General features: G+C 70.4%; 21 protein-coding genes, 1 tRNA gene and 1 pseudogene. 12 read left to right on the top strand and 11 right to left on the bottom strand.

The genetic code is table 11. The features are described 5' to 3' along the window. Nucleotides 1-32 precede the first annotated feature (32 nt). Nucleotides 33-680 carry a GltA gene (locus tag E5083_RS21330; protein ID WP_244317595.1) on the bottom strand — a complete coding sequence of 216 codons (648 nt, stop codon included), beginning with the start codon at nt 678-680 and terminating at the stop codon, nt 33-35. A 380-nt stretch (nt 681-1,060) separates the two neighbouring features. Here E5083_RS21330 and E5083_RS21335 point away from each other — a divergent pair, with 380 nt between their 5' ends. Then, complete coding sequence (locus E5083_RS21335; RefSeq protein ID WP_135787297.1) at nt 1,061-2,995, top strand: TerD family protein; 1,935 nt, start codon at nt 1,061-1,063, stop codon at nt 2,993-2,995. Between the two features lie 17 nt (nt 2,996-3,012). Here the strand turns inward: E5083_RS21335 and E5083_RS21340 are convergent, their stop codons facing one another. Further along, a complete protein-coding gene (locus tag E5083_RS21340; RefSeq protein WP_135787298.1) occupies nt 3,013-3,897 on the bottom strand; it encodes a LysR family transcriptional regulator in 885 nt (294 codons plus the stop codon). Nucleotides 3,898-3,989: 92 nt separating this feature from the next. On the opposite strand from E5083_RS21340, the gene E5083_RS21345 reads away from it, so the two are divergent. The 3 genes from E5083_RS21345 to E5083_RS21355 all read left to right on the top strand — a co-directional run bounded on the left by E5083_RS21345 (nt 3,990) and on the right by E5083_RS21355 (nt 7,615). Then, entirely contained in the window at nt 3,990-4,862 is an 873-nt protein-coding gene (locus E5083_RS21345) for a PhzF family phenazine biosynthesis isomerase (RefSeq protein WP_135787299.1), read from the top strand. A 158-nt stretch (nt 4,863-5,020) separates the two neighbouring features. Beyond that, nucleotides 5,021-6,067 (top strand): LAETG motif-containing sortase-dependent surface protein, encoded by a 1,047-nt coding sequence (locus tag E5083_RS32045; RefSeq protein WP_135787300.1) that lies wholly within the window; start codon nt 5,021-5,023, stop codon nt 6,065-6,067. 168 nt (nt 6,068-6,235) lie between these two features. Beyond that, complete coding sequence (locus E5083_RS21355; protein WP_135787301.1) at nt 6,236-7,615, top strand: phosphatase PAP2 family protein; 1,380 nt, start codon at nt 6,236-6,238, stop codon at nt 7,613-7,615. A gap of 19 nt (nt 7,616-7,634) precedes the next feature. Here the strand turns inward: E5083_RS21355 and E5083_RS21360 are convergent, their stop codons facing one another. From E5083_RS21360 to E5083_RS21370, 3 genes are all read right to left on the bottom strand, one after another. After that, nucleotides 7,635-8,174 carry a hypothetical protein gene (locus tag E5083_RS21360; protein WP_135787302.1) on the bottom strand — a complete coding sequence of 180 codons (540 nt, stop codon included), beginning with the start codon at nt 8,172-8,174 and terminating at the stop codon, nt 7,635-7,637. Between the two features lie 35 nt (nt 8,175-8,209). After that, entirely contained in the window at nt 8,210-8,968 is a 759-nt protein-coding gene (locus tag E5083_RS21365) for a polysaccharide deacetylase family protein (RefSeq protein ID WP_135787303.1), read from the bottom strand. A gap of 129 nt (nt 8,969-9,097) precedes the next feature. Continuing rightward, the gene (locus E5083_RS21370) at nt 9,098-9,616 is read right to left on the bottom strand and encodes a DUF4232 domain-containing protein (RefSeq protein WP_167513595.1); all 519 of its coding nucleotides are present in this window, start codon (nt 9,614-9,616) and stop codon (nt 9,098-9,100) included. A gap of 239 nt (nt 9,617-9,855) precedes the next feature. On the opposite strand from E5083_RS21370, the gene E5083_RS21375 reads away from it, so the two are divergent. Next, on the top strand, nt 9,856-10,917 hold the full coding sequence (locus E5083_RS21375; RefSeq protein ID WP_244317596.1) for a helix-turn-helix domain-containing protein: 1,062 nt from the start codon (nt 9,856-9,858) through the stop codon (nt 10,915-10,917). A gap of 70 nt (nt 10,918-10,987) precedes the next feature. Here E5083_RS21375 and E5083_RS31785 read toward each other — a convergent pair whose 3' ends face one another. Further along, nucleotides 10,988-12,385, bottom strand: a complete 1,398-nt coding sequence (locus E5083_RS31785; protein WP_244317597.1) for a PA14 domain-containing protein — start codon at nt 12,383-12,385, stop codon at nt 10,988-10,990. A 138-nt stretch (nt 12,386-12,523) separates the two neighbouring features. Between E5083_RS31785 and E5083_RS21390 the strand changes: the two genes are divergently transcribed. Together E5083_RS21390 and E5083_RS21395 are read left to right on the top strand one after the other, a co-directional pair. Continuing rightward, nucleotides 12,524-12,793 carry a barstar family protein gene (locus tag E5083_RS21390; protein ID WP_135787306.1) on the top strand — a complete coding sequence of 90 codons (270 nt, stop codon included), beginning with the start codon at nt 12,524-12,526 and terminating at the stop codon, nt 12,791-12,793. A gap of 76 nt (nt 12,794-12,869) precedes the next feature. After that, nucleotides 12,870-13,472, top strand: coding sequence for a hypothetical protein (locus E5083_RS21395; RefSeq protein ID WP_135787307.1), 603 nt, complete (start codon nt 12,870-12,872; stop codon nt 13,470-13,472). Nucleotides 13,473-13,620: 148 nt separating this feature from the next. Here E5083_RS21395 and E5083_RS21400 read toward each other — a convergent pair whose 3' ends face one another. Further along, nucleotides 13,621-13,920 carry a hypothetical protein gene (locus E5083_RS21400; RefSeq protein WP_135787308.1) on the bottom strand — a complete coding sequence of 100 codons (300 nt, stop codon included), beginning with the start codon at nt 13,918-13,920 and terminating at the stop codon, nt 13,621-13,623. Between the two features lie 267 nt (nt 13,921-14,187). Between E5083_RS21400 and E5083_RS21405 the strand changes: the two are divergent. Next, a pseudogene (locus tag E5083_RS21405) lies at nt 14,188-14,397 on the top strand (tyrosine-type recombinase/integrase); the annotation flags it as partial. Nucleotides 14,398-14,474: 77 nt separating this feature from the next. Here the strand turns inward: E5083_RS21405 and E5083_RS21410 are convergent. Continuing rightward, nucleotides 14,475-14,548 (bottom strand) — tRNA-Gly (locus E5083_RS21410). Nucleotides 14,549-14,732: 184 nt separating this feature from the next. On the opposite strand from E5083_RS21410, the gene E5083_RS31260 reads away from it, so the two are divergent. The 3 genes from E5083_RS31260 to E5083_RS21420 all read left to right on the top strand — a co-directional run bounded on the left by E5083_RS31260 (nt 14,733) and on the right by E5083_RS21420 (nt 16,073). Further along, nucleotides 14,733-14,891 carry a hypothetical protein gene (locus E5083_RS31260; RefSeq protein WP_165507348.1) on the top strand — a complete coding sequence of 53 codons (159 nt, stop codon included), beginning with the start codon at nt 14,733-14,735 and terminating at the stop codon, nt 14,889-14,891. 83 nt (nt 14,892-14,974) lie between these two features. After that, the gene (dcd, locus tag E5083_RS21415; protein ID WP_135787309.1) at nt 14,975-15,550 is read left to right on the top strand and encodes a dCTP deaminase; all 576 of its coding nucleotides are present in this window, start codon (nt 14,975-14,977) and stop codon (nt 15,548-15,550) included. Nucleotides 15,551-15,563: 13 nt separating this feature from the next. Next, on the top strand, nt 15,564-16,073 hold the full coding sequence (locus E5083_RS21420) for a phosphoribosyltransferase (protein ID WP_135787310.1): 510 nt from the start codon (nt 15,564-15,566) through the stop codon (nt 16,071-16,073). Between the two features lie 342 nt (nt 16,074-16,415). On the opposite strand, the gene E5083_RS32050 is transcribed toward E5083_RS21420, so the two are convergent. Together E5083_RS32050 and E5083_RS21430 are read right to left on the bottom strand one after the other, a co-directional pair. After that, nucleotides 16,416-19,004, bottom strand: coding sequence for a helix-turn-helix transcriptional regulator (locus tag E5083_RS32050; RefSeq protein ID WP_135787311.1), 2,589 nt, complete (start codon nt 19,002-19,004; stop codon nt 16,416-16,418). Beyond that, nucleotides 19,004-19,972: a hypothetical protein gene (locus tag E5083_RS21430; RefSeq protein WP_135787312.1), complete on the bottom strand. Its 969-nt coding sequence runs from the start codon at nt 19,970-19,972 to the stop codon at nt 19,004-19,006. The genes E5083_RS32050 and E5083_RS21430 overlap by 1 nt, the downstream gene beginning before the upstream one ends. 167 nt (nt 19,973-20,139) lie before the next feature. On the opposite strand from E5083_RS21430, the gene E5083_RS21435 reads away from it, so the two are divergent. Then, nucleotides 20,140-20,586 (top strand): hypothetical protein, encoded by a 447-nt coding sequence (locus E5083_RS21435; RefSeq protein ID WP_135787313.1) that lies wholly within the window; start codon nt 20,140-20,142, stop codon nt 20,584-20,586. An 83-nt stretch (nt 20,587-20,669) separates the two neighbouring features. Here the strand turns inward: E5083_RS21435 and E5083_RS21440 are convergent, their stop codons facing one another. After that, the gene (locus tag E5083_RS21440) at nt 20,670-21,554 is read right to left on the bottom strand and encodes a Yip1 family protein (RefSeq protein ID WP_135787314.1); all 885 of its coding nucleotides are present in this window, start codon (nt 21,552-21,554) and stop codon (nt 20,670-20,672) included. Nucleotides 21,555-21,587 lie beyond the last annotated feature (33 nt).

Raw genomic sequence — 21,587 nt, forward strand, 5'->3', positions numbered from 1 at the left:
GTGGTTTCACGTGAAACACGACGGCGACCGGGTCAGCCCTTGAGCGCCGGGGGCCGCCAGCGCCACCCCGCCGCGAGCAGGGCCTCCGCCCGCTGAACCGCGATCTGAACGCGGAGCCGGGCCTCGGCCCGGTCCCGGAACGCTTCGGACGCGGTGTGCTGGGTGGGGTGCTTGCGGTAGAGCGTGCCGGGTTCCTCCTGCATCCAGCCGGGGCTGACCGCCTCGCAGCTCAGCAGCAGCGCCCCGTCCTCGAACGCGGGCAGCGCGGGCCAGCCGCCCAGCAGCCGGACCAGTTCGGTATGAACGGTCTGAGTCGTCCCGACCACCGGCATCGCCCCCCGCGCGGCCCCGTCCAGCAGGGTCCGAGCGGGCAGCGGACCGGGCGCGGGGTCGTAGGGTCCGGGTTCGAGCCGCCCGTCAGGATGCAGGTCGAGACACGGAGCGACGGTCCACCCGTAGCCGGGGTTGGCGGCCAGCACCTCGATGTCACGAGCAAGCGTGTCCGCATCAGGCAGCAGATCATCGGCATCGACGCACCGCAGCAGCGCCCCACTGACCCGAGCCAGCCCGAGCGTCCGAGCCCGCGCGGCCCCACCGCGCCGCCCGCCCCCGGTCGAGATCCACCCCTCCTCCGGCAACACCCCCGCCGGCCGCCCTGTCTCCCCGTCCTCCTGCACCACCCACTGAAGCCCCCACCCCTGGGGCAACCGCTGCGCACACAACGAGTCGTACAACTCCCGCAGATAACCATGCCCACCGTCGTGAACGGGCGTCAGGACACTGAGCGTTGGCATATGAAACGCGCTCCCCATCGACAACCGAGGCCCTGCCCCGAAGTCCTGCAACCCTAACGGGGACCCATCCACCCGGGCCGACTCTGTAAAAGGCTTCCCAAACCGCATTCCCCGGCAGCACTTCTTCCGTCCGGACGGGCGCGGTTATGCCCGGTGCGTATTAACGTTCTCGGGCACTGAGTGCGCGACGCGTCGCACGGTGTCATCGGCGCAGGTCGAGGCCGGGGGGAGGCGCGTCCGCAGGGCACTACTTGGGGGGTTGGGTCATGCAGGAGTTGGCCAAGGGAGCCAATGCGGCACTGGCGGCGCTGAGCGAGAGCGTCGATTCCGTGGTGGTCGGCCTGAATTGGACGAGCCCCACGGGCGAGGGCGACGCGGACGTCTCCGTACTGCTGCTGAATTCCGACGGCAAGGTACGCAGCGACGCCGACTTCTACTTCTACAACAACCCTGTCGCGCCGGACGGCAGCGTGCAGTTGCTCGGCAAGACGCCGACGGGGGACGGCAGTCAGGACCGCATCGGCTTCGACCTGACCGCGATCCCGGCGGAGGTCACCCGGATCGTGGTGGCGGCGAGCCGGTACGAGGGCGCGCACTTCGGGGAGCTGGAGAATCTGCGTCTGACGCTGGCGGACGGCGTCGGCACGGACCTGGTCGGTTTCACCATCACCGACACGGGCCCGATGAGCGCGTTCATCTTCGGCGAGCTGTACCGGCGGGACGGGGCGTGGAAGTTCCGCGCGGTGGGCCAGGGTTATGGCTCCGGACTCGCGGGCCTGGCCACCGACTTCGGCGTGGACATCGACGACGCCGCCGAGGAGGAGACTCCGGCACCTGTCGAGCAGACGCCGGAGGAGTTGGTGCGGGCGCAGGTCCCCGCGCCCCGCTCCGCCCCGTCCGCGAAGGCGCCCGCCCGTCCCCGTACGGCGAAGAAGAAGGTCACCCTGCCGAAGGCGCCCCGGCGGTCGCTGGCGGACAACGACTCCTGGCGGGAGGCCCGGCTGTTCCCGGTGTCCGCGCTCAAGAGCGACCGGGACCGGGAGGCGCGGGCGACCTCGGTGCTGCTGTCGGTGATGGCGCAGATCCCGGAGTTCGGCCGGCGGCTCACGGCCGCGTTCGGCGCCCCGGCCGGGCGGATGGAGACGTTCACCGAGGTCACGCTGCCGCACGGCGACACCCCGCGCCGCCCGGACGGGGTGATCCGGGTCGAGCGCGCGGGCAAGCTGTGGACGGCCCTGGTCGAGACGAAGACCAACGGCAACGCGGTCAAGGGCGAGCAGGTCCAGGCGTACATGGACATCGCCGCGCGCCGAGGGTACGAGGCCGTGATCACGCTGACGAACGACGTCGAGCTGGAGGGCAGCCCGCTGGTCGACGTCAAGATCGACGGGCGGCGCAAGCACAAGGTGGCGCTGCGGCACCTGTCCTGGGCCGAGGTCGCGCACCAGGCGCAGATGCTGATCCAGCACGAGGGCGTGAACGACGCCGCGCACGCCTGGCTGCTCCGCGAGCTGCTGCACTACCTCCAGCACGAGAACTCCGGCTGCCACGGCTTCCAGAACATGGGCGCGGCCTGGGTTCCGGTACGCAACGGCATCGACGACGAGACCCTCTGCCAGGGCGACCCGCGCGCGCTGGAGGTGGTGGAGAGCTGGGAGCGGCTGGTGCGCCAGGTCTGCCTGCGCCTGGGCGGCGAACTCGGCCACAAGGTACTGCCCGTCCAGCGCACCCGCCGGGGCACCGATCCGGCGGCACGGCGCGCCCTGCTGGCCGACCAGCTCTGCGCGGACGGTCGCCTCGGCGCCGAGCTGCGCATCGAGGGCACGCCGGGCGTCCTGGCCCTCACCGCCGACCTCCGTACGGGCCGCCTGCGCACCTCGATCGAGATCCCGGCGCCCACCCAGGGCTACCCCCTGAGCTGGGCCAAGCGCCTCGTCCGCCGCCTGGCCGAGGCCCCCGCCGACCTGCACGTCGAAACCCTGCTGGAGGGCGGCGCCGGCGGCCCCCGCAGCACCCTGGAACGCCTCCGCCCCGAACCCGGCAACATGCTCCCCACCACCAACACCCCGGTCACCGCCTTCCGCCTCTCCCTCCTCAAAACCATGGGCAGCACCCGGGGCAACGCCGAGTCCAGCTTCATCCGCAGCGTGGACGAGGCGGTGCATCGGTTCCACCGGTCGGTGGTGGCGCACCTTGAGTGAGGGGGCTCCGGAGGGGGTTACGTCTGCTCGAAGTGCCGTACGACCGCTTGCACCACCGCCCGAGCCGCCCGAGTCGGCTGCCGGCGTCGGTGGTGGGCCAAGTGGATCGGCACGTCCGGCAGCGGTGGGCCCGTGACCAGGGTCAGGCGGCCCTCCTCCAACGCGCGGGACGCGTTCGCGTGGGGGAGGACTGTCAGGCCGAGGCCCGCGGTGACGCAGGAGCGGGCCGCCTCGATGCTGCCGAAGCGGGTCATGCGGGGGTGGGCGCCGGGGACCGCCTGGAGCTGGTCGGCGAGCCAGTCGCTGTAGGAGCAGCCCTGTTCGTGCAGGAAGAAGTCCTCCTTGGCCAGCTCCTCCCAGGTCGCCGTGCGGTCCGCCAGGCGGTGGCCGGGGGCGCACAGCAGGTCCAGCGGCTGGGCGGCGATGCGTTCGGCCCTGATGTCCGCGTGGTCGACGCGCTCCTCCAGCAGCAGGGCGAGGTCCAGTTGCCCGGAGCGCAGGCCGGTGAGCGCGGCGGAGGTGCCTCGGGGTTCGAGCTGGACCTCCACCTCGGGGTGGAGTTCGCGCAACGCGGCGACGATCACCGGCAGATGGGCCGAGCACAGGGTCTCACCCGCGCCCACCACCACCGTCCCGGTGACGGGCCCCTCCTCGGCGGCGGCCGCGAACAGCCGGGACTCCGCCTCCAGCACCTCCTCGGCCGGCCCGAGCAGCCGCCGCCCGTCCTCGGTGAGCAGCGCCCCCCTGGCGAGGCGGTCGAACAGCCGCGTGCCCAGCGCCTTCTCCAGTGCCTTGATCTGCACGGTCACCGTGGACTGCGCGAGCCGCAGCTCGGTCGCGGCGGCGGTGAAGCTGCCGGTTCTGGCCAGCGCGGCGAAGGTCTGGAGGAGCCGGGTTTCCATGGCGGAAGGGTAGCCAGCCATCGAGAATGCCGATGGCTCGTATGAAAAACAATCGTTGGTGATGATGCCCCAGCGGGCGCCAGCATGAGGGCATGGCTCACACCACGGCACCCGATGTCCTGCGCTACGCCGCCTTCACCCCCGATCCCCATGGGGGAAACCCCGCAGGGGTCGTCCTCGACGCGACCGGCCTCGACGAGCGGGAGATGCTCGCCCTCGCCGCCGAGGTCGGCTACTCCGAGACCGCCTTCGTCACCGAGCGGGCCGACGACCGACGCCGGTTCACACTCCGCTACTTCAGCCCCCTCGCCGAGGTCGCCTTCTGCGGCCACGCCACGGTCGCCACCTCGGTGGCCCTCGCCGAACGCATCGGCACCGGCGCGCTCCTCTTCGACACCCCCGCAGGGGAGATCAGGGTCGAGACGACGGCCGACGAGCACGGCACCGTACGGGCCACCCTCACCAGCGTCCCCACCCGCTCCCGCCCGGCCGACGCCACCGAGCTGGCCGCCGCGCTCGCCGCCCTGCGCTGGGACGCCGCCGACCTCGACCCGGCCCTGCCGCCGCACGTGGCCTTCGCGGGCAACGACCACCTGATCCTCGCCGCCGCCTCCCGCGCCCGACTGGCCGACCTGGCCTACGACTTCGACGCCCTCACCACTGTCATGCGCACCCATGGGTGGACGACCGTCCACCTCGTCTGGCGGGAGGACGACGGCAGTTACCACGCCCGCGACCCCTTCCCCGTCGGTGGCGTCGTCGAGGACCCGGCCACCGGCGCGGCGGCGGCAGCGTTCGGCGGCTACCTGCGCACCGTCGGCCTGGTGACCGCCCCGAGCACGATCACCATCCGCCAGGGCGAGGACATGGGGCGCCCGAGCGACCTCACCATCGAGGTGGACCCGTACGAGACTCCCGTAAGGGTCACGGGGAAGGCCGTCCCGATCCCCGCGTCGGCCTCCTGAGCCCCGTCCGTCTCATCCGTAAATGATCAGCCATGCCCCATCTGTGTGCTGAACTCGGGCAGTTCGCGTAGAGATTTCGAAACTTTTTGGGCAACCCTTTTTCCCCCATGTGAGTCAGCTATGCGAAAACGTTGATCCCTGCTGCCCAGAGGTTCGTGATGAAGCTGCGTCGTTCCCTGGCCCTCGCTGCTGCGACGGCCGTCCTCTCTCCGGTCGTGCTCATGACGGCCTCGGTGGCGCAGGCGGAGGAGAACCCCTCGTCGCCCACCGTCACCGAGTCCGCCTCGACGGGCGAGACCGAGCCCGAGGGCAACACCTCCTCCACCCCGGCCGGCGAGACCTCCACCTCGGCCGAGGCGGAGACCTCCACCCCGCCCGCCGAGACCTCCACCTCGGCCTCGGCTTCCACCTCCACCTCTGCCTCGCCGAGCGCTTCCACCTCGCCGAGCGCTTCCGCCTCCGCCTCCGCGTCGGCCTCCGCGTCCACCGGTCCTCAGGACTGCGACGAGACCGACCCGAAGCTCGACAAGGAGCTGACCACCAGCCTCTCCGGGCTCCCGTCGAAGATCGTCGCGGGCAGCGGGTTCCACGGCTTCAAGCTCAACGTGAAGAACTCGGGCAAGCACGCCTACAAGCGGGTAGACCTCGGTGTCTTCGCCGCCGCGATGGGCGAGGACGACTTCTCCGACGCCACCCAGTACCTCACCCTGCAGTACCAGGACCCGACCTCGGGCAAGTGGAACGACATCTCCGTCGACCTCGACGACGAGGCCGCCGGCTACCTCGGCTACACCGACGTGAAGGCCAAGGAGTCGTTCTCCATCGACCTGCGCCTGTCGGTGGACAAGAAGGCCCCCGCGGGTGCCGGCTTCGCCATCAGCATCGGCTCGTACGTGGACGACGAGGGCAACTGCGTCTACGCCTCGGACGACGACTTCTACGAGTTCGACATCCTGGCCGCCGGCACCACCCCCGGCCCGGTCGACGACTCCACCCCGAAGCCGCAGGGCGGCAGCAAGCCGCTGCCGAGCACCAAGCCCGCCGGCAACACCCAGGTCGTGCCCCAGGGTCACCTCGCCGAGACCGGTTCGAGCTCGGCCCTCCCGGCGATAGCCCTCGCCGGTGGCGCTGCCGTCGCGCTCGGCCTCGGCGCGGTCTTCGTCGTCCGCCGCCGTCGCAACGAGGGCGGGAACGTCGCGGTCTGACAAGGCCGGAGGCGATAGCCGACAGGGTGGCCCGTACACCTCGAGCAGGCCCGGACGATCTCCGTCCGGGCCTGCTCACGTGCCGCCACCCGCCCAGGTCAGCCCGTTGTTGATCAGTTCTGTCCATAGGGGCGCATTTCCGTGCCCTGTGCCGATAAGTTGAGGCGCATGCTGTCACGGGGGTTTTCGCGAATATCCGGCTCGACCGCGTCCACCTCCAAGGGCCGGTCACGGACGGGACTCTGGGCCGCGGCGGGTGTCACAGCCCTCGTGTTCCTCGTCGTACTGGAGCTGGCCGCACGTCGTTACGGCCTGCCGGGGCCGCTCACCACTCAGGCCGCGGAGCTGGTGTACCGGCCCAAGTCGGGGGCCCTGCTGTACGCCGGCCTGGCGCTGACGCTGGTGGTGCTCACCTGGCGGCAGCGCTTCATCGCGGTGGGAGTGGCGCTCGGCATCGACGCCGTCCTCGCGCTGACGCGCTGGGTGTTCGACATCGGCGGGGTCGGCGGGAACGAGGGCCGCGCGTTCGGCAACGGCGCGCTGTGGGTGGTGCTGGGCTGCGGGGTCATCGCGCTCACCCGCCGTACCGGCCCGGAGCGCACCCTGCTGCTGAAGGGTGTCGGCCTGGGCCTGCTGCTGGTGGCCGGCCGCAAGACGGGCGACACCTGGCTGCTGATCACCTCCAAGTCCCGCCCCCAGGTGCTCGACCCGTACGTGGCGACCGCCGATCACGCGCTGGGCAACCCGTCGTGGGTGGCGGGCCGGATCGTCGAGGCCACCGGCCCGGTCGGCTCCCACATCCTCGACGCGGTCTACGGCCAGCTCGCGGTGGCGGCGGTCGTCGTGGCGCTGTACCAGCTCCGCAACGTGGCGGCCGAGCGCCGCTTCCCGGCCCACCACCTGGTGCGTACGTTCCTGGTGATCGGCCTGCTCGGACCGGCCATCTACATGATCTACCCCGTGGTCGGCCCCGTCTTCGCCTACGGCACCGGCGCGTTCGGCACCGGCAGCGCCCACTGGGCCGTCGCCGAACTCTGGCCGCACACCCCGCCCCCGGTCGGCTCCCCGCACTCGGTGGTCTACGACGCGATCACGCCCCGCAACTGCATGCCCAGCCTGCACACCGCCTGGGCCACCGCGATCTTCATCCACTCCCGCAGAGCCCCGCGCTTCCTGCGCGCCGCGGGCACCTTCTGGCTCCTGGCCACCCTCACCGCGACCCTCGGGTTCGGCTACCACTACGGCATCGACCTCGTCGCCGGCGTGGTCTTCACGCTCACCATCGAGACCACCCTGCGCGCCCTCGACCACGGCTGGGACCGCCCGGCCGTCCAACAGGTCGCCGCCGGAACGGCCTTCTTCACCACCCTCCTCCTCGCGGTCCGCTTCGCCCCCGTCCAGATGGCCCACCACCCGTGGACGGCCGGCCCCTTGATCCTCCTGGCCACGGCGGCGGTGATCTACGGCTACGTACGCACCACCGCCCGCTGGGAACCGAGCCCCGTGCCGAAGGCGCCCCGCCCGGAGCCGCAGCTCGAACCGGCGTAAGGCGTCGTATCGATCGGGCTCAGTGGTCGTCGCGGACGCTCGTGGCGATGCCGTTCCTGATCACGACCTCGGCTGAGACACCCTTCTTCGCGGCCGTCTCGAGCTGGGCCTCGGTGCACTGGGTGCCGCCGGCCGCACCCGGGTCGCCGCAGATGTCGTCGTAGCCGGTGATCTCGGTGTCGTCGGCGACGAGGAACTCCTGCTCGCTTCCCTTGAGGCCGCTGACCGTGTACTTGCCGGGGGCGAGGTAGGAGACGTTGCCGAACCAGGTGCCGTTGACCCCCTGGCCCTTGTCGATGCCCTCGACGGCGGTGTCGCGGGAAGGGGAGGGGGAGACGGTGCCGCTTGCGGAATCCGAGCCGGACCCCTGCTGCGCGGCCGGCCGCTCCGACCCGCCGACGTCCTGGGACTTGGGGGACTGCGTGGCCGTACCGGCGACGGACGCGGTGCTCGTACCGGAGTCGGCGGCGGAGTCCGAGCCGCTCTGGCACGCCGTCATCAGCAGCCCGGCCGTGAGCGCGACAGCGGCGACAAGGGCCTTGCGCAGATGGAGGTTCATAAGGGGGTGCCTTTCGAAGTGTGGGTCCAACGGACTCAGCGCACCGGGAACCCGAACGAGTAACCCTGCTGCTTGAGTTCGGGCAGTACCCGCCGCAGCGCCTCGACCGTCTGCGAGCGGTCGCCGCCCGCGTCGTGGAACAACAGGGTCGGGCCGTTCGGCAGTTCGCGCTCGACCGTGGCCACGATGGCGTCCGTGCCCGGCCGTTCGAAGTCCTTGGTGTCGACGTTCCAGCCCAGCGGACGCATCCCGCGCGAGGCGGCGAGCTTGCGGCTGGCGGGGGTGAAGGCGCCGCCGGGGGCGCGGTAGTACAGGGGGCGTACGCCCCCGGACGCCTCGGTGATCATGCGCTCGGCGTCGAGGATCTGCTGCGACTGGTAGGAGACGGGCTTCTTGTCCATCGCGGTGTCGTGCGACACCGTGTGGTCGCACAGCCGGTGTCCGGCCGCGACGACCTGCTTCACCAGGCCGGGGTGCGCCTGCGCCTGGGTGCCGACCATGCAGAACGTGGCCTTCACCCCGTACTCCTTCAGCACGGCCAGCACTTGGGGCGTCCAGGTGGGGTCGGGGCCGTCGTCGATGGTGATGTTGACGCCGCGTGCCCCCCGGTCGGAGGAGTGCGCGATGGTCACGTCGACCGGCTTGACGCTGTTCGCCGCGGGCTTCGGCGCGGGCCCGCCCGAGGTGTCCGCCTGCGCGGTCCATATGGACGCCCCGACCGCGAGCATCGTCACCCCGAGCGCCGCCCCGACCACCTTGCCGTACCAGCCCCGAGTCCCGTTGTGCCGCGCCATGCCCGCCCCCACTCTCGCCCGCTGAATTCCGGCCGCGTCGCGACCACTTGTCAGGACGGAGGGTGGGAGCGGGGGGATGCGCGTGTTACCGATCACGGACAATTCCGGGGGAGTTCCCGGACAACGTGCCTACCAGATAAGGGCGTCGGCCGCGCTGTACTGCCAATAAGTCACCGCAGCCGCGCTGTTGAAGAAGACCCCGCCGTTCGGCAGGTTCAGCGTCTTCTCCTTGCCGGTGCTGCCCGCGTTGCGGTCGGTGAAGAGGACGCCGAGGGTCTTCTCGGTGGCGCCGCCCTCGCCGTCGGGGGAGTACGTGCCGATGCCGGCGTACGCGGACTCGCCCGGCTTGAGCGTGACCACGGCCTGCGGCTTGCTGTCCTCGACCCAGGCGAGCGGGGCCTGCGCGTCGGCACCGGCGCGCAGGTAGGGGGCGTAGTGGGCGTCGCAGGTCGTGGTGCCGGTGTTGGTGGCCTTGAGCAGCAGGTGGTTGATCGGGCGGGACACCTCGGTGACGGTCAGCCTGGTGTTCGTCGTGGTGCAGGAGGCCGTGGTGGCGGCGGTGGCCGCGCCGGCCTGGACGCCGACGAGGGCGAGTGCGGTGAGGGCCACCAGGGAGGAGGCGGTGGCGGTGCGGGTGAAGATACGCATGAGTGAGGTGCCCTGTCTGTCAGTGAGTTGAGCTTCCGCCGGTTCAACGCGCCTTGGGCGCAAGGGAAGCTGGGCCAGCACGGTGACCGGTGGGGTGCCGTGCTTGGATGACCTCAGCCTGTGCCACCCCGCCTTCCGCCCGCCATTCCATCGGGATTTTTGGAACGCTGGGATGCCCGCACCGGCTCTTACCTGGTGAAAGGCGTGCGGCATGGGATGCCGGGCGGGATGGGGGACTGGTGGGGGCGGCTGATGACATCGCCGAATTCGCGGCGCTGTTACGCGAGTTGAAGCAGCGGTCCGGGCTGAGTTACGAGGCGCTGGCGAAGCGCGCGCACATGAGTACCTCGACCCTGCACCGGTACTGCCGCGGGGATGGCGTACCGGCCGACTACGCGGTGGTCTCCCGCATGGCGCGGCTGTGCGGGGCGACGCCGGAGGAGCTGGTGGAGCTGCACCGGCGGTGGGTGCTGGCGGGGGCGGCGCGGGAGCGGGGGCGGCGGGGGGTTGTGCCGGGGCCGGAGGGAGGCACCCTTGAGCCGGAGGAGAGTTCCCCAGCCCCCACCTCGGTGGAAGACCGCCCCCACCACAAGCACTGGCCCCTGATCGCAGCCGCCGTCGCCCTCGTCGTCACGGTGGCCACCGCGCTGACACTCAACCGCGACGACACCCCGGCACACGACGCCACCCCCGGCGGGGCCACCGCCGCCCCCCTCACCGTGAGCACCCGCACCTACGCCTGGGACGACCCCCAGTGCGAGGGGAAGTACCTCGTCGACCGGCCGCCCGCCGAGGTCGCCCCGCCGGTGATGGGGCAGCACGTACCGGGCTGGGTGAAGGCCCACCGGGCCGTCGCCGCCGACGAGCAACGGGTGGCACTGACCGTCCAGGGCACCGGCGACGAGGCCGTAGTCATCGAGTCCCTGCACGTAGGCGTGGCCGACTCCGGCCCACCCCCGGCCTGGAACGCCTACCTCGGCTCCTCCGGCTGCGGCGGAGGCGTCGGGACGAGGTCCTTCGACACCGACCTCGACGCTCCCCACCCCGTACTGACCCCTAAGGCCGGCCAGCGCGGCTTGCCCTACAAGGTCAGCCGCACCGACCCCGAGGTCCTCTACCTCACCGCCCACGCCGACACCCACGACGTCCACTGGTACGTGGACCTCCAGTGGAACAGCGCCGGCCGCCAGGGCACGATCCGCATCAACGACCACGGCGAGGCGTTCCGCACCAGCGGGAGCCGGGGGCGGCCGGTGTACGAGTTCCTGGTGGGCGGAACGCACTGGTATCGGGACGCGTGAGATCCCGGCCAAGGAGAAAGGCCCAGGTCAACGACCTGGGCCCCTCAACAGCGCGGCTGCCGCGCGCTCACTACGACCGCTGGGCGACCGGCACGGTCACGGCCTGGACCGCGCTGTACGGCGAGTAGTTCCCGGCCGCGTCATAGGAACGGGCCCGGTACTCGTAGGTGTGCCCGTCGGCAGGCAGCGGGTCGCAGACGCCGGCCGTGGCGGGATCGGTACGCGGGTCGTAGCCCTGATGCAGGACAGGCGCCCAGGTACCCGCTGTCGCCTCGCGGCGCTCGATCTCGAAGCCGGTGAAGTCGCGGATCGGGGCCGGTGTGGAGTCCGAGGCGGTCGCCCGGATGCCGCCCGTGCAGGGGCTCAGGGTCAGGTCGGGGGCGCGCTCGGGGGCGATGCCGTCGGGGATCTCCAGCCACAGCTCGTTGGTGGCACTGGCATCGAGCCACTTCGGACTGTAGGTGGTGGTGCCGCCGTCGTTGGTGACGAGGACGCGGTAGTGACGCCACTCGCCGTCGGCGGTGACGGGGCCGGTGGTCCAGGTGCTGCGCGTGGTGGTGCCGAGCGGGACCCAGACGTAGGAGCCGTCCACCAGGTCGTTGCTCAGGACCGTGTAGTGGTCGAACTGCGGTTCCGCGTTCTGCGGCCACTTCAGGGTGACCTTGCCCGTCGCCTTGTCGTACGTACCCGTGAGGGACGGCACGACCGGCAGCGGCCGGACGACGGTGTCCGTGCTGCCCGACGAGGTGTTGCCCGCCTTGTCCTTCGCGCGGACCTCGTAGAAGTACGGCGTGCGGTCGTCGGGGTTGACCAGGGGGTCGGTGTAGCTGCGCGCGGTGGTCGTGGTCACCCGCGTCCAGGTGCTCGACCCCTCGGGCCGCCGGTAGAGGGAGTAACTCGCCAGGTCCATCTCCTTGTTGGCGGTCCAGGAGACGGCCGTCCTGCGAGTGGAGGTGTTGTAGGCGGTCTTGACGCCGGTGGGGGCGAGCGGCTTCGTCTTGTCGTACTGGGCCGAAGTGCGCGGCGTGTAGCTGTACTTGACCTTCGCGGCGCCGCTCCAGTTCACGCTGTCGACGCGGAGGGTGTGCGTGCCGGACGGGACGGTCAGGTTGACGCTCTTGGAGCGCGCGCTGTCCCCCGTACCCGACCACAGGTCGATCTTCCGCACGCCGTCCAGGTAGACGCGGACGCCATCGGTGGCGGACACCGCGAACGTGAAGGGCCCGCCGGAGCCGAAGTCCCGCTTCACCGACCAGCGCACACCGAAGTTGTCCGACGGCATGCCGGCCAGGGGCTTGCCGGACCAGCTCTGGTCCACGGCACTGTCGCAGTCGGTCTTCACCGGCGAGCCCGAGAACGAGGTGTTCTTGTAGAACGCCCGCGTATAGACATTCGCCGAACAGGTGACACCGGCAGCCACCGCCTCCGGCGCGACAACCACCATGCCGCCCACCACGACGGCCGACATGACACCACCACTCACAGCGGCAACAAACTTCTTCTGACGCACGGGGGCCTTTCACACTGCGCTGAACAGAACGTACGGCGTGAAGACCTCCGGGGTGGGCGGAAGGTTGCACGAGGACCGGAGTGACACCATGCAGTCGTGATCACCATCGACGTCAGCGGACTCCCCGACGAGCGCGCCCTGCATCTGTTGCTGCAGCGCGAGCTGGGATTCCCGGACTTCTACGGAAAGAACTGGACCGCCTTCTGGGACGCGATCACCGCCCTGGTCTGGCTCCCGGACCACCTCCGCTTTCTGTCCTGGGACCAGCTGACGAAGAACGTCCCCCACGGAGCCACCATGCTCCGACGCGCGCTGGACAACTACCGAGCGACGTATCGCCCGGAGCTTGTCGTCGAGTTCGAGTAGCCAGGTACTCGAACCGAGACGAAGCCCGCGAGAAACTCGGGTGCCTGCCGCCCGCGGTCGGCGTTAGCGTGCGGCGGTGATCAGCAATGAGGGACTGCGCCTTGGGGCGGAGGCCGCACGCCGACTGGCGCAGACAGGTCTCTACGAGTTCGAACCGGGCCTGACGCCCGCCGAATTCACGCGCATCGAGCGGCAGTACGGCTTCGAGTTCGCGGACGACCACCGGGCATTTCTCGCGGCCGGCCTCCCGGTCAACATCCCTCCCGAGGACGGACAGACCTGGTCCAGGCCCTGGCCGGAGTGGCGGGGCGGCGATCTGGACAGCCTGCGCCGCCAGCTCGACTGGCCGGTCGAGGGTGTCCTGCTCGATGTCGAGCACAACCGGTTCTGGTACGAGAACTGGGGCGAGCGACCGGCCGACGGACCGGCGGCCCTGGCCGCGGCGCGGCATCATCTGGCGACGGCGCCCGTGCTGGTGCCCGTCTACGCACACCGCTACCTCCCCGCCGGCCGGGGAAGCTTTGGGCACCCAGTGCTCTCGATGTGGCAGACCGACATCATCTATTACGGCCTGGACCTGACCGACTACATGCACCAGGAGTTCGACGAGACCCGAGGCGAAGTCGACGAGACCTGGAACCCCCGAGCGACGGCCCCATTCTGGATGGACCTTCTCTGAAGGAGCACTCGGGCAACAAAAAAGCCCAGGTCACTGACCTGGGCCAAAGGCTGCCCCACCGCCAAGAGCTCGGCCCGCCTCACAAGGTCCTGCCAAAGCCCCTCCACCCGCCGCCAAGTCTCGGACGGCCCAGGGACGGCCCAACGACTCAGTATCGGAAGCGTGCGGTATCACCGTCGATCCGCAACAGGAAGTCTCTGATGACCTCGCCCCCACTCTCGGGCACCAATTCGAGGCCAAGCGCGTAGATCGCCTCGTCAGCCTCGATGGCCGCGTCCTGGTCCTTCCGCTCCCATGCAGTCCGAGATGCGTCAACGAACGGCTTGAGGGCCGGCCAGCCAGATGAGGGCTCGAACCGGCAGTCGGTCCAGAACATGTCGACGGCTTCGAGTGTGAGAACGCCGACGACTTCACGACCTCGACGCAACTGCCAGACCTGATCTTCCATCACTGCCCCTTCATGGAGGTTGCACCGTATCGCGGCCGTAGCCTCACAGAGCACGGATCCGATACCGCCCTGAACTGCCGTTTCCGGCAGGAACCACGACCTTCCCAGCTCCCATCCCGCCCGTCCCCGGTGCCGGCCGATCCCCTGCCGGAGGCATTGCCTTGGCTCAAAGGTGAGCAACGCACCGCCAGACGACTCCGAAGGCTTCGTGGTCACGGCTGGCTCACCCTGCAGGCACGATCCACCTGCCCTCATTTCTTGAGTGCGTTCTTCGCCGAGGAAGGACCTGATGTGTTGGTTTTCGTCGGGGAACGTGGTGCTCCCTTCCGGCGCAGTACCTTCGGCCGGTACTGGCGGAAAGCTCGTGCGGTGGTCGGGCTTCCCGACAACTTCCGCTTCTACGACCTGCCCCGTTCGGGCGCCAGCCTCAAGGACACGATGACGCGGGCCGGCCAGTCGTCGGAGAAGGCCGCGATGCGCACGGATGTGGCACGCGAGGACTGAGCGGACCCGAACAGCAAAAAGGCCCCGGTCGATGACCTGGGCCTTTGTCGTGGAGCGGGTGACGAGAATCGAACTCGCGCTCTCAGCTTGGGAAGCTGATGTTCTACCATTAAACTACACCCGCGCAATACGGACATATCGACTGGGGTGCAGTCGGCGTCCGAACGCTCGCTCACTGTACCTTACGGTGGGGGCTTCGGGCCCCGGAGTGCCGCGTGGATCAGCTTCCGGTTGGTCCCGTAATGTGGCATTCGGCGTCGGGGGAGCGAGCCCGACGCGGCTCCTGGGGAAGGGACTTGAGGGACTTGATGGAACGCACCGTCGTCCGCTGCGCGGACGGGCACGTCTTCAGCGCCGCTACGTTCCCGATGCAGCAGGCCGAGCGCCTCGGCCCCGGCCGGCTCGTCCGGTGCCCCCGCTGCGCGCGGCTGCGCAGCGCGGTGCCGGTCACACTGCAGAAGCGGTAAGAAGCGACAGCCACCCGCCACCACCAGGGGCGCGGGCCCGTCGCGATTGTCGGCGGTCCGCGCCCCTTGCGTATCCTCGGGGCGTGCTTCTCTCAGACAAGGACATCCGGGCCGAGATCGACGCCGGGCGGGTCCGGATCGATCCCTTCGAAGATTCCATGGTGCAGCCCTCGAGCATCGACGTACGGCTGGACCGTTACTTCCGGGTGTTCGAGAACCACCGGTACCCCCACATCGACCCCTCCGTGGAGCAGCCGGACCTCACCCGGCTGGTCGAGCCCGAGGGCGACGAGCCGTTCATCCTGCACCCCGGTGAGTTCGTGCTGGCGAGCACGTACGAGGTCATCACGCTCCCCGACGACCTCGCCTCCCGCCTGGAGGGCAAGAGCTCGCTGGGCCGCCTCGGTCTGGTCACCCACTCCACCGCCGGCTTCATCGACCCCGGCTTCAGCGGCCACGTCACCCTGGAGCTGTCCAACCTCGCCACCCTGCCGATCAAGCTCTGGCCCGGTATGAAGATCGGCCAGCTCTGCATGTTCCGGCTGTCCTCCCCCGCCGAGCACCCCTACGGCAGCGAGCGCTACGGCTCCCGCTACCAGGGCCAGCGCGGCCCGACCGCCTCGCGGTCCTTCCTGAACTTCCACCGGACCCAGGTTTGAGAGCGACGACGATATGAGCGACGTGCGGGAGAACCTGACCTACGAGCGCTTCGGCACGGCCGTCCGTGAGCTGGCGCAGACCATCGCGGACGACGGCTACGAGCCCGACATCGTGCTGAGCATCGCCCGCGGCGGCGTCTTCGTGGCCGGCGGCCTCGCCTACGCCCTGGACTGCAAGAACATCCACCTGGTCAACGTGGAGTTCTACACCGGCGTCGGCACCACGCTCGACATGCCGGTGATGCTGGCGCCCGTCCCCGACCGCATCGACTTCTCCGACAAGAAGGTGCTCATCACCGACGACGTCGCCGACACCGGCAAGACGCTCAAGCTGGTGCGCGACTTCTGCCTCGACACCGTCGCCGAGGTGCGTTCCGCCGTCATCTACGAGAAGTCCCACTCCCTCGTGAAGTGCGAGTACGTCTGGAAGCGCACCGAGGACTGGATCAACTTCCCGTGGTCCGTTCTGCCGCCCTGCCGTAAGGCGGGCACTCCGGTCACGCCCTCGAAGGACGCGCTGTAGGACCGCATGCCGCGTCAGGTGCCGCTCGGGCGAATGTCGTCCAAGCCGTCGACGATCACCACGGACGACAGATGTGTGGGCCTGGGGACCTGGATGAGGATGGGCACGTAGACCACGTCGCCATGCCTGTACTCGGCCTTCCACGAATGCCGGTAGCACACGATCTCCTGCGGAGCATCGCGCGTCGCATAGCACTGGGGTACCGACTTCGTGGACGCGGTCTGCGCTGATGCGCCTGGTGCACCCCACGCACCGAGTGAGACGCAGCAGAAGCAGAAGGCCGCGGCCACCGCACCGGCAGTCCGGCACGCCGCTTTCCTGATGCTCATCACGGAACCCCTCTCACGGCTCGGGAGGGTGCAGTTTGCGGGCGGCGTCGTGACGGGTGTGGACGCCGAGCTTGGTCAGCACCGCGCCCACGTGATGCCCGGCGGTCTTGGGCGTGATGTAGAGGCGCGCGGCGATCTCGGCGTCCGACAGACCCTCGTTCAGCAGCTTGACCACGTCCAGCTCCCGGTTGGTCAGCCCGTACGGGTTGGCCCGGGTGGCCGCCCGTGCGCCGCGCCGGATCGGGCGGACCCCCCGGGCGCGCATCACGGCGCGGGTGCGTGCCACAGCCGGCCGGGCGTCCAGGGCCTCGAAGGCGGCCAGGGCCTGCTGCAGCGCGGGTGCGTCGCCGGACAGGCGGGCCAGCGCCGCGTCGTGCGGGCAGCCGAGCCCGTCCCAGCGGGCCGCGGCGCCCGCCCAGTCGCCGGTCAGCTCCAGCGCGTAGGGTTCGGCGGCCGGCACCTGCGGGGGCGTCCCGCCGGCGCGGCGTATCCAGCAGGCCAGGGGGCCGGACAGCCAGGGGTGCGTACGCTCCGCCAGCGCGGCCAGCCCACGGCGTGCCTCCGTCTGTACCAGCTCGTGGTCACCGGCCAGCCAGGCCGCCTCGACCCGGGCCTCCCACCCCAGACCCGTGTCCAGCAGGCAGTCCGGGTCGACCAGGCCCGCCGCCTGCTCCAGCAGCGGCCACACCTGGTCCTTGCCCCGGCGGGCCCGCACCAGGCCCAGGACGGTCAGGGCCAGGGCCTCGCCGACCGGCAGCGCGCCGGGGTGGGACACGACCTCCTGCGCGGTGTCGGCGGCCTGGCTCCACAGACCCCGGTTGAGCAGTCCCCAGCTCTCCCAGGCCCTCGCGCACAGCAGGTGGGGCAGCAGGTCGTGATCGAGGAAGTAGGCTTCGGCCCGGCTCGCGGCCGCGGTGGTCCGGGCGGCATCATGCCGCAACGCGGCGAGCCAGCACAGGGTGAGCGCCATGAAGCCCGCGTCCACCGGAAGATCCCGCCCCATCGCGCAGGACACCGCCCGCTCGCAGTCCTCCCACCCCGCCCCCTCGCACAGCACGCGTGCCGCCGCGGCATGGAAGTGCGCCTGGTCGGCCACCCCCGCATCGCCGAATCGCTCGCCCAGAGCGGCCGCCTTCTCGGCGTAGGCGGCGGCCACCGCGACCCCTTCATGCTCGTGACAGGCCAACTGGCAGAGGTTCAGGTACGCCCACGCCAACTCCCGGCTCGGGCGCAGCCCTTCGAGTACCCGCACTGCCTCCAGGCCGGTCTGCCTGGCCTCGGCGGTGCGCCCGGCCGGCCACAGCCAGCACGACAGCCAGCGCAGGTCCTCCCCCTCGTGAAGCCGGTCACCCAGTGCCCGGCGCAGCCGCACCGCCGTACGGCCAGAAGCCACCCCCTCATCGAGTCGGCTGGACAGCAGACATGCCTGCGAGTGGCCCTCCAGCAGGGAGGTCCGCCGGTCGGCCGGCAGGTCGTCGGCGTACCGCAGGGCGCGGGCATACTGGGCGGCCGCTTCCCGGTGCGCGCCCGACGCGGCGGCGTGGGCGGCTGCCGCGGGCGCGTACTCCAGCACGGCGGTCGCGTCCTCGGCGCCCTCGGAATGATCGGCCAGCAGCGCCAGGTCGTCCGCCGCGACCGGCCCGGACCGTATCAACGCCAGTGCCTGCCGGTGTACGCACAGACGGTGGGCCTCGGGTACGGCCTCCAGTACCGCCCGCCGGGTCAGCTCATGGCGGAACTCGGTCGTGCGCCCCTCGGTGCGTACGATGCCGCAGGCCACGGCCTCGTCGAGAGCCTCCTCCGGGGCCGGCAGGATGCCGGCCAGCAGCGACAGCGAGACCCGGCGTCCGAGGACGGCCAGCACGTCGACCACCCGGCGCGCCGGGGCCGACAGGCCGGCCAGGCGGCCCGCGACGGCCTCGCGCACCGTGGCGGGGATGGGCTCGGCGGGGGCGGCCAGGATCGCGGCGACGAGGAACGGGTTGCCGGCGGAGACGCGGTACACCTGCTCGGCGTCCACGGCGTGGCCGGCGGCCAGCAGGGCCACGGCGCGGCGGCTCAGCGGGAGCAGGTCGTGGCGGTACACCCACGGATAACCGGCCAGGGTGCCCAGGAGGGCGGTCAGGTCGTGGGTCCGGCCGATCTCGTCGTCGCGGTAGGTGAGCACCACCAGCGCCGGAATGCTGGGCAGGCGCCGGGTCAGATGGCGCAGCAGATCCATCGTGGCCTCGTCGGCCCAGTGGACGTCCTCCACGACCAGCAGGCTCGGGTAGGCGCTCAGCTCGGTGAGCAGGCAGTCGAAGACCTCGTCGGAACGGCAGGTGCCGGCCCGCGCGCCGGTCAGGGCGGTGCGCGCCGCGGCACCCAAGTGCGGGGCCAGGTCCATCAGGGGGCCCAACGGGCGGGGAGTGGCCAGTGGATCACAGGCGCCCGACAGAACCCGGACGTGGGGATCGGCCAGCCGGGCCAGCCGGTGAACAACGGCGGTTTTGCCGATGCCGGTCTCGCCACGTACAAGGGCCAGGCGTCCGAGGCCGCCCACTGCCACTTTCAGGTGGCCGGAGAGGTCCTGGAGAACGGCCTCTCGCTCTAGCAGGTCCATCACACGTCAGTTTCTCTCCGTGGCCGGAGCCGCGCAAAAGATCCGGCCGATCCCAGCAGGTAGGCCGTCCGGGCGGTAATGCCCGGGTGCCGCGCCGGGACCTGGGGTGTGCCCGGGGTGGAACTTGGGGTGTCCGCCCGATGCGCGGCCGAAGACAGCGGCGCATGCTGGTCGAGGAATTCCAGGCGGTTGGAGCCCAGGGCTACGGAGAACGCCTTCCGTAATCGAATCGGGGCCGCGAACAGGGCGGTCCCGGTATTCACCGGAAAGGAATCATCATGCAGAACTTCGCGAAGCGCGCGGCGCTGGTGACCGCATCGGCTGCCCTGGCTGCTGGGGGTGCCTTCACGCCCTCCGCCTTCGCCACCCCGGCGCCCACAGGAACACACGCGTCGACGCCGGACAAGCCGTGCCACAAGAAGAACTGCAAGATCAACCGAACTACCCCGAGCCGTAACACGCAGGGTGGGGTCCAGGGTGGTGGCACCGGGAACACGCAGGGTGGGGTCCAGGGTGGCGGGACCGGCAATACGCAGGGTGGGGTCCAGGGTGGCGGTACCGGCAATACGCAGGGTGGGGTCCAGGGTGGCGGTACCGGCAATACGCAGGGTGGGGTCCAGGGTGGCGGCACCGGCAATACCCAGGGTGGGGTCCAGGGTGGCGGCACCGGCAATACCCAGGGTGGGGTCCAGGGCGGCGGCACCGGGAACACGCAGGGCGGGGTCCAGGGCGGCGGCACTGGCAACACGCAGGGCGGGGTCCAGGGCGGCGGCACTGGCAATACCCAGGGTGGAGTCCAGGGCGGCGGCACCGGGAACACCCAGGGCGGGGTCCAGGGCGGCGGCACTGGCAACACCCAGGGCGGGGTCCAGGGCGGCGGCACCGGGAACACCCAGGGTGGAGTCCAGGGCGGGACCGGCAATACCCAGGGCGGAGTCCAGGGTTAATCGATAGACGGAGATCATCACCCCGCGGAGGAAACCTCTGCGGGGTGATGCCGTTCTGGCACGGTGCGGCCCGCCGACACTCTGTACGGGTGACATTGCCTGTGTCGCTGTAGTAATGCGGTGAGAAGTTGCGGCAAATTTGGTCCGCAAGAAGTCCTATCTCCTGCCTACCGCAAGAAGGGCCTACTGTGAAGCGGGTCGGAATCTATGCAACCCTGTCTTTTGCCGCCGCCATGGCACTGACAGGCGTAACGGCGAGCCAGGCTTCCGCGGAAAACCGCGACTATCCGGGGTACCCCGCAGAAGTCACCATTGTTTTCAACAATGGGTATTACGGCAATGTCTTCAACACTCAGGGCGGTACCGGAAACACCCAGGGCAGTGTCCAGGGCGGCGGTATCGGCAACACCCAGGGCGGCACGCAGAGCGGCGAGGGCAACACCCAGGGCGGTGTCCAGGGCGCCGGCAATGGCAACACCCAGGGCGGCACGCAGGGCGGTACCGACAACACTCAGGGCGGCACGCAGAGCGGAACCGACAACACTCAGGGCGGCATCACGCGAGGCACCGAGGACGCGGCGAAAAAGATTACGACGCGCACCTTCGAATTGATCAGTGACGGTCTGAACAACTGACGAGACCACTGCCGCGGCGACCGTATGCAAGAGGGGCCCCCGGAGCGAGCAAGCTCCGGGGGCCCCTTTCTCGGCTCAAGGACTCAGAACGTCCCCAGCTTCACGATCGACAGCAGCGCGATGAGCTGGATCGCGGACGCGCCCAGCGCCTTCGGCCAGGGCAGGTCGTGGGAGCGGGAGACCATCAGGGTGAGCAGGGCGCCCGCGCCGAGCCAGGTGATCCAGCCGATGACCTGCACGAAGCTCGCGTCGCCGCCGAAGAACATGGCGAAGACCAGACGCGGGGCGTCCGTCAGCGACATGATCAGCATCGACAGGCCGACCGTAGGCTGCCAGGCGCCGTCGCCGCCGAGCTGGCGGGCCAGGGTGTGGGTGACCACGCCCAGGATGAACGCGCTCAGCACCATCGCCACGGCCGAGATCAGCACGATCGGCACCGCGTTGGTGAAGGTCGCGCCGATCACGTCCGCGCGGGCGCCGTCGAAGCCGAACACCGCGAGCAGGCCGTAGAGGAACGTCACGATCAGGGCGGGGCCCCACATCGTGTAGTCCCGCATGCGGAGGAAGGTGGGGTTCGGGTTGAGCACGACCCCCTTCAGCAGTTCCTTCCAGTGCAGCGGCGGGCCGGACGGGCCGGGGGGCTGCGCCGAGCCCGCGTGGTAGGTCTCGCCCCGGGAGTAGGCGGACGCCTCGTCGATGGAGAACGCCTGCGTGTGGCCCGGCTGGTTCGCCGCGTACGGGTCGTGCCCGCCGTGCCCCGCGCGACCGGGGTCGCCGAAGTACTCCGGGCCCTCGTTCGCCGGCCCCGGGTACCCGTACTGGTTCCCCTGCGGGTAGCCGTAGGCGGGCCCCCGCTGCCCGTGCTGCGGGGCCCGGCCGCCGTACGACGGGCCCTGGGGTGCGTGCGCCTGCTGTCCTTGCGCGGTGCGGTTGTCCCGGTCCCCGCGTCCCATCCTGAATCCAGCCACCCGTCGAACGTACCTGCTCCCGGCCGCCCGCGT

It is taken from the genome of Streptomyces bauhiniae (assembly GCF_004784475.1).
In the GTDB taxonomy this organism is placed as follows: domain Bacteria; phylum Actinomycetota; class Actinomycetes; order Streptomycetales; family Streptomycetaceae; genus Streptomyces; species Streptomyces seoulensis.

Coding starts and splice junctions, on each gene's coding strand:
- E5083_RS21420 (WP_135787310.1), top strand. CDS start 15,564: ATGAGCGACGTGCGGGAGAACCTGACCTACGAGCGCTTCGGCACGGCC.
- E5083_RS32050 (WP_135787311.1), bottom strand. CDS start 19,004: ATGGACCTGCTAGAGCGAGAGGCCGTTCTCCAGGACCTCTCCGGCCAC.
- E5083_RS21370 (WP_167513595.1), bottom strand. CDS start 9,616: ATGCGTATCTTCACCCGCACCGCCACCGCCTCCTCCCTGGTGGCCCTC.
- E5083_RS21335 (WP_135787297.1), top strand. CDS start 1,061: ATGCAGGAGTTGGCCAAGGGAGCCAATGCGGCACTGGCGGCGCTGAGC.
- E5083_RS31785 (WP_244317597.1), bottom strand. CDS start 12,385: ATGTCGGCCGTCGTGGTGGGCGGCATGGTGGTTGTCGCGCCGGAGGCG.
- E5083_RS21345 (WP_135787299.1), top strand. CDS start 3,990: ATGGCTCACACCACGGCACCCGATGTCCTGCGCTACGCCGCCTTCACC.
- E5083_RS21360 (WP_135787302.1), bottom strand. CDS start 8,174: ATGAACCTCCATCTGCGCAAGGCCCTTGTCGCCGCTGTCGCGCTCACG.
- E5083_RS21340 (WP_135787298.1), bottom strand. CDS start 3,897: ATGGAAACCCGGCTCCTCCAGACCTTCGCCGCGCTGGCCAGAACCGGC.
- E5083_RS21355 (WP_135787301.1), top strand. CDS start 6,236: ATGCTGTCACGGGGGTTTTCGCGAATATCCGGCTCGACCGCGTCCACC.
- E5083_RS32045 (WP_135787300.1), top strand. CDS start 5,021: ATGAAGCTGCGTCGTTCCCTGGCCCTCGCTGCTGCGACGGCCGTCCTC.
- E5083_RS31260 (WP_165507348.1), top strand. CDS start 14,733: ATGGAACGCACCGTCGTCCGCTGCGCGGACGGGCACGTCTTCAGCGCC.
- E5083_RS21365 (WP_135787303.1), bottom strand. CDS start 8,968: ATGGCGCGGCACAACGGGACTCGGGGCTGGTACGGCAAGGTGGTCGGG.
- E5083_RS21400 (WP_135787308.1), bottom strand. CDS start 13,920: ATGGAAGATCAGGTCTGGCAGTTGCGTCGAGGTCGTGAAGTCGTCGGC.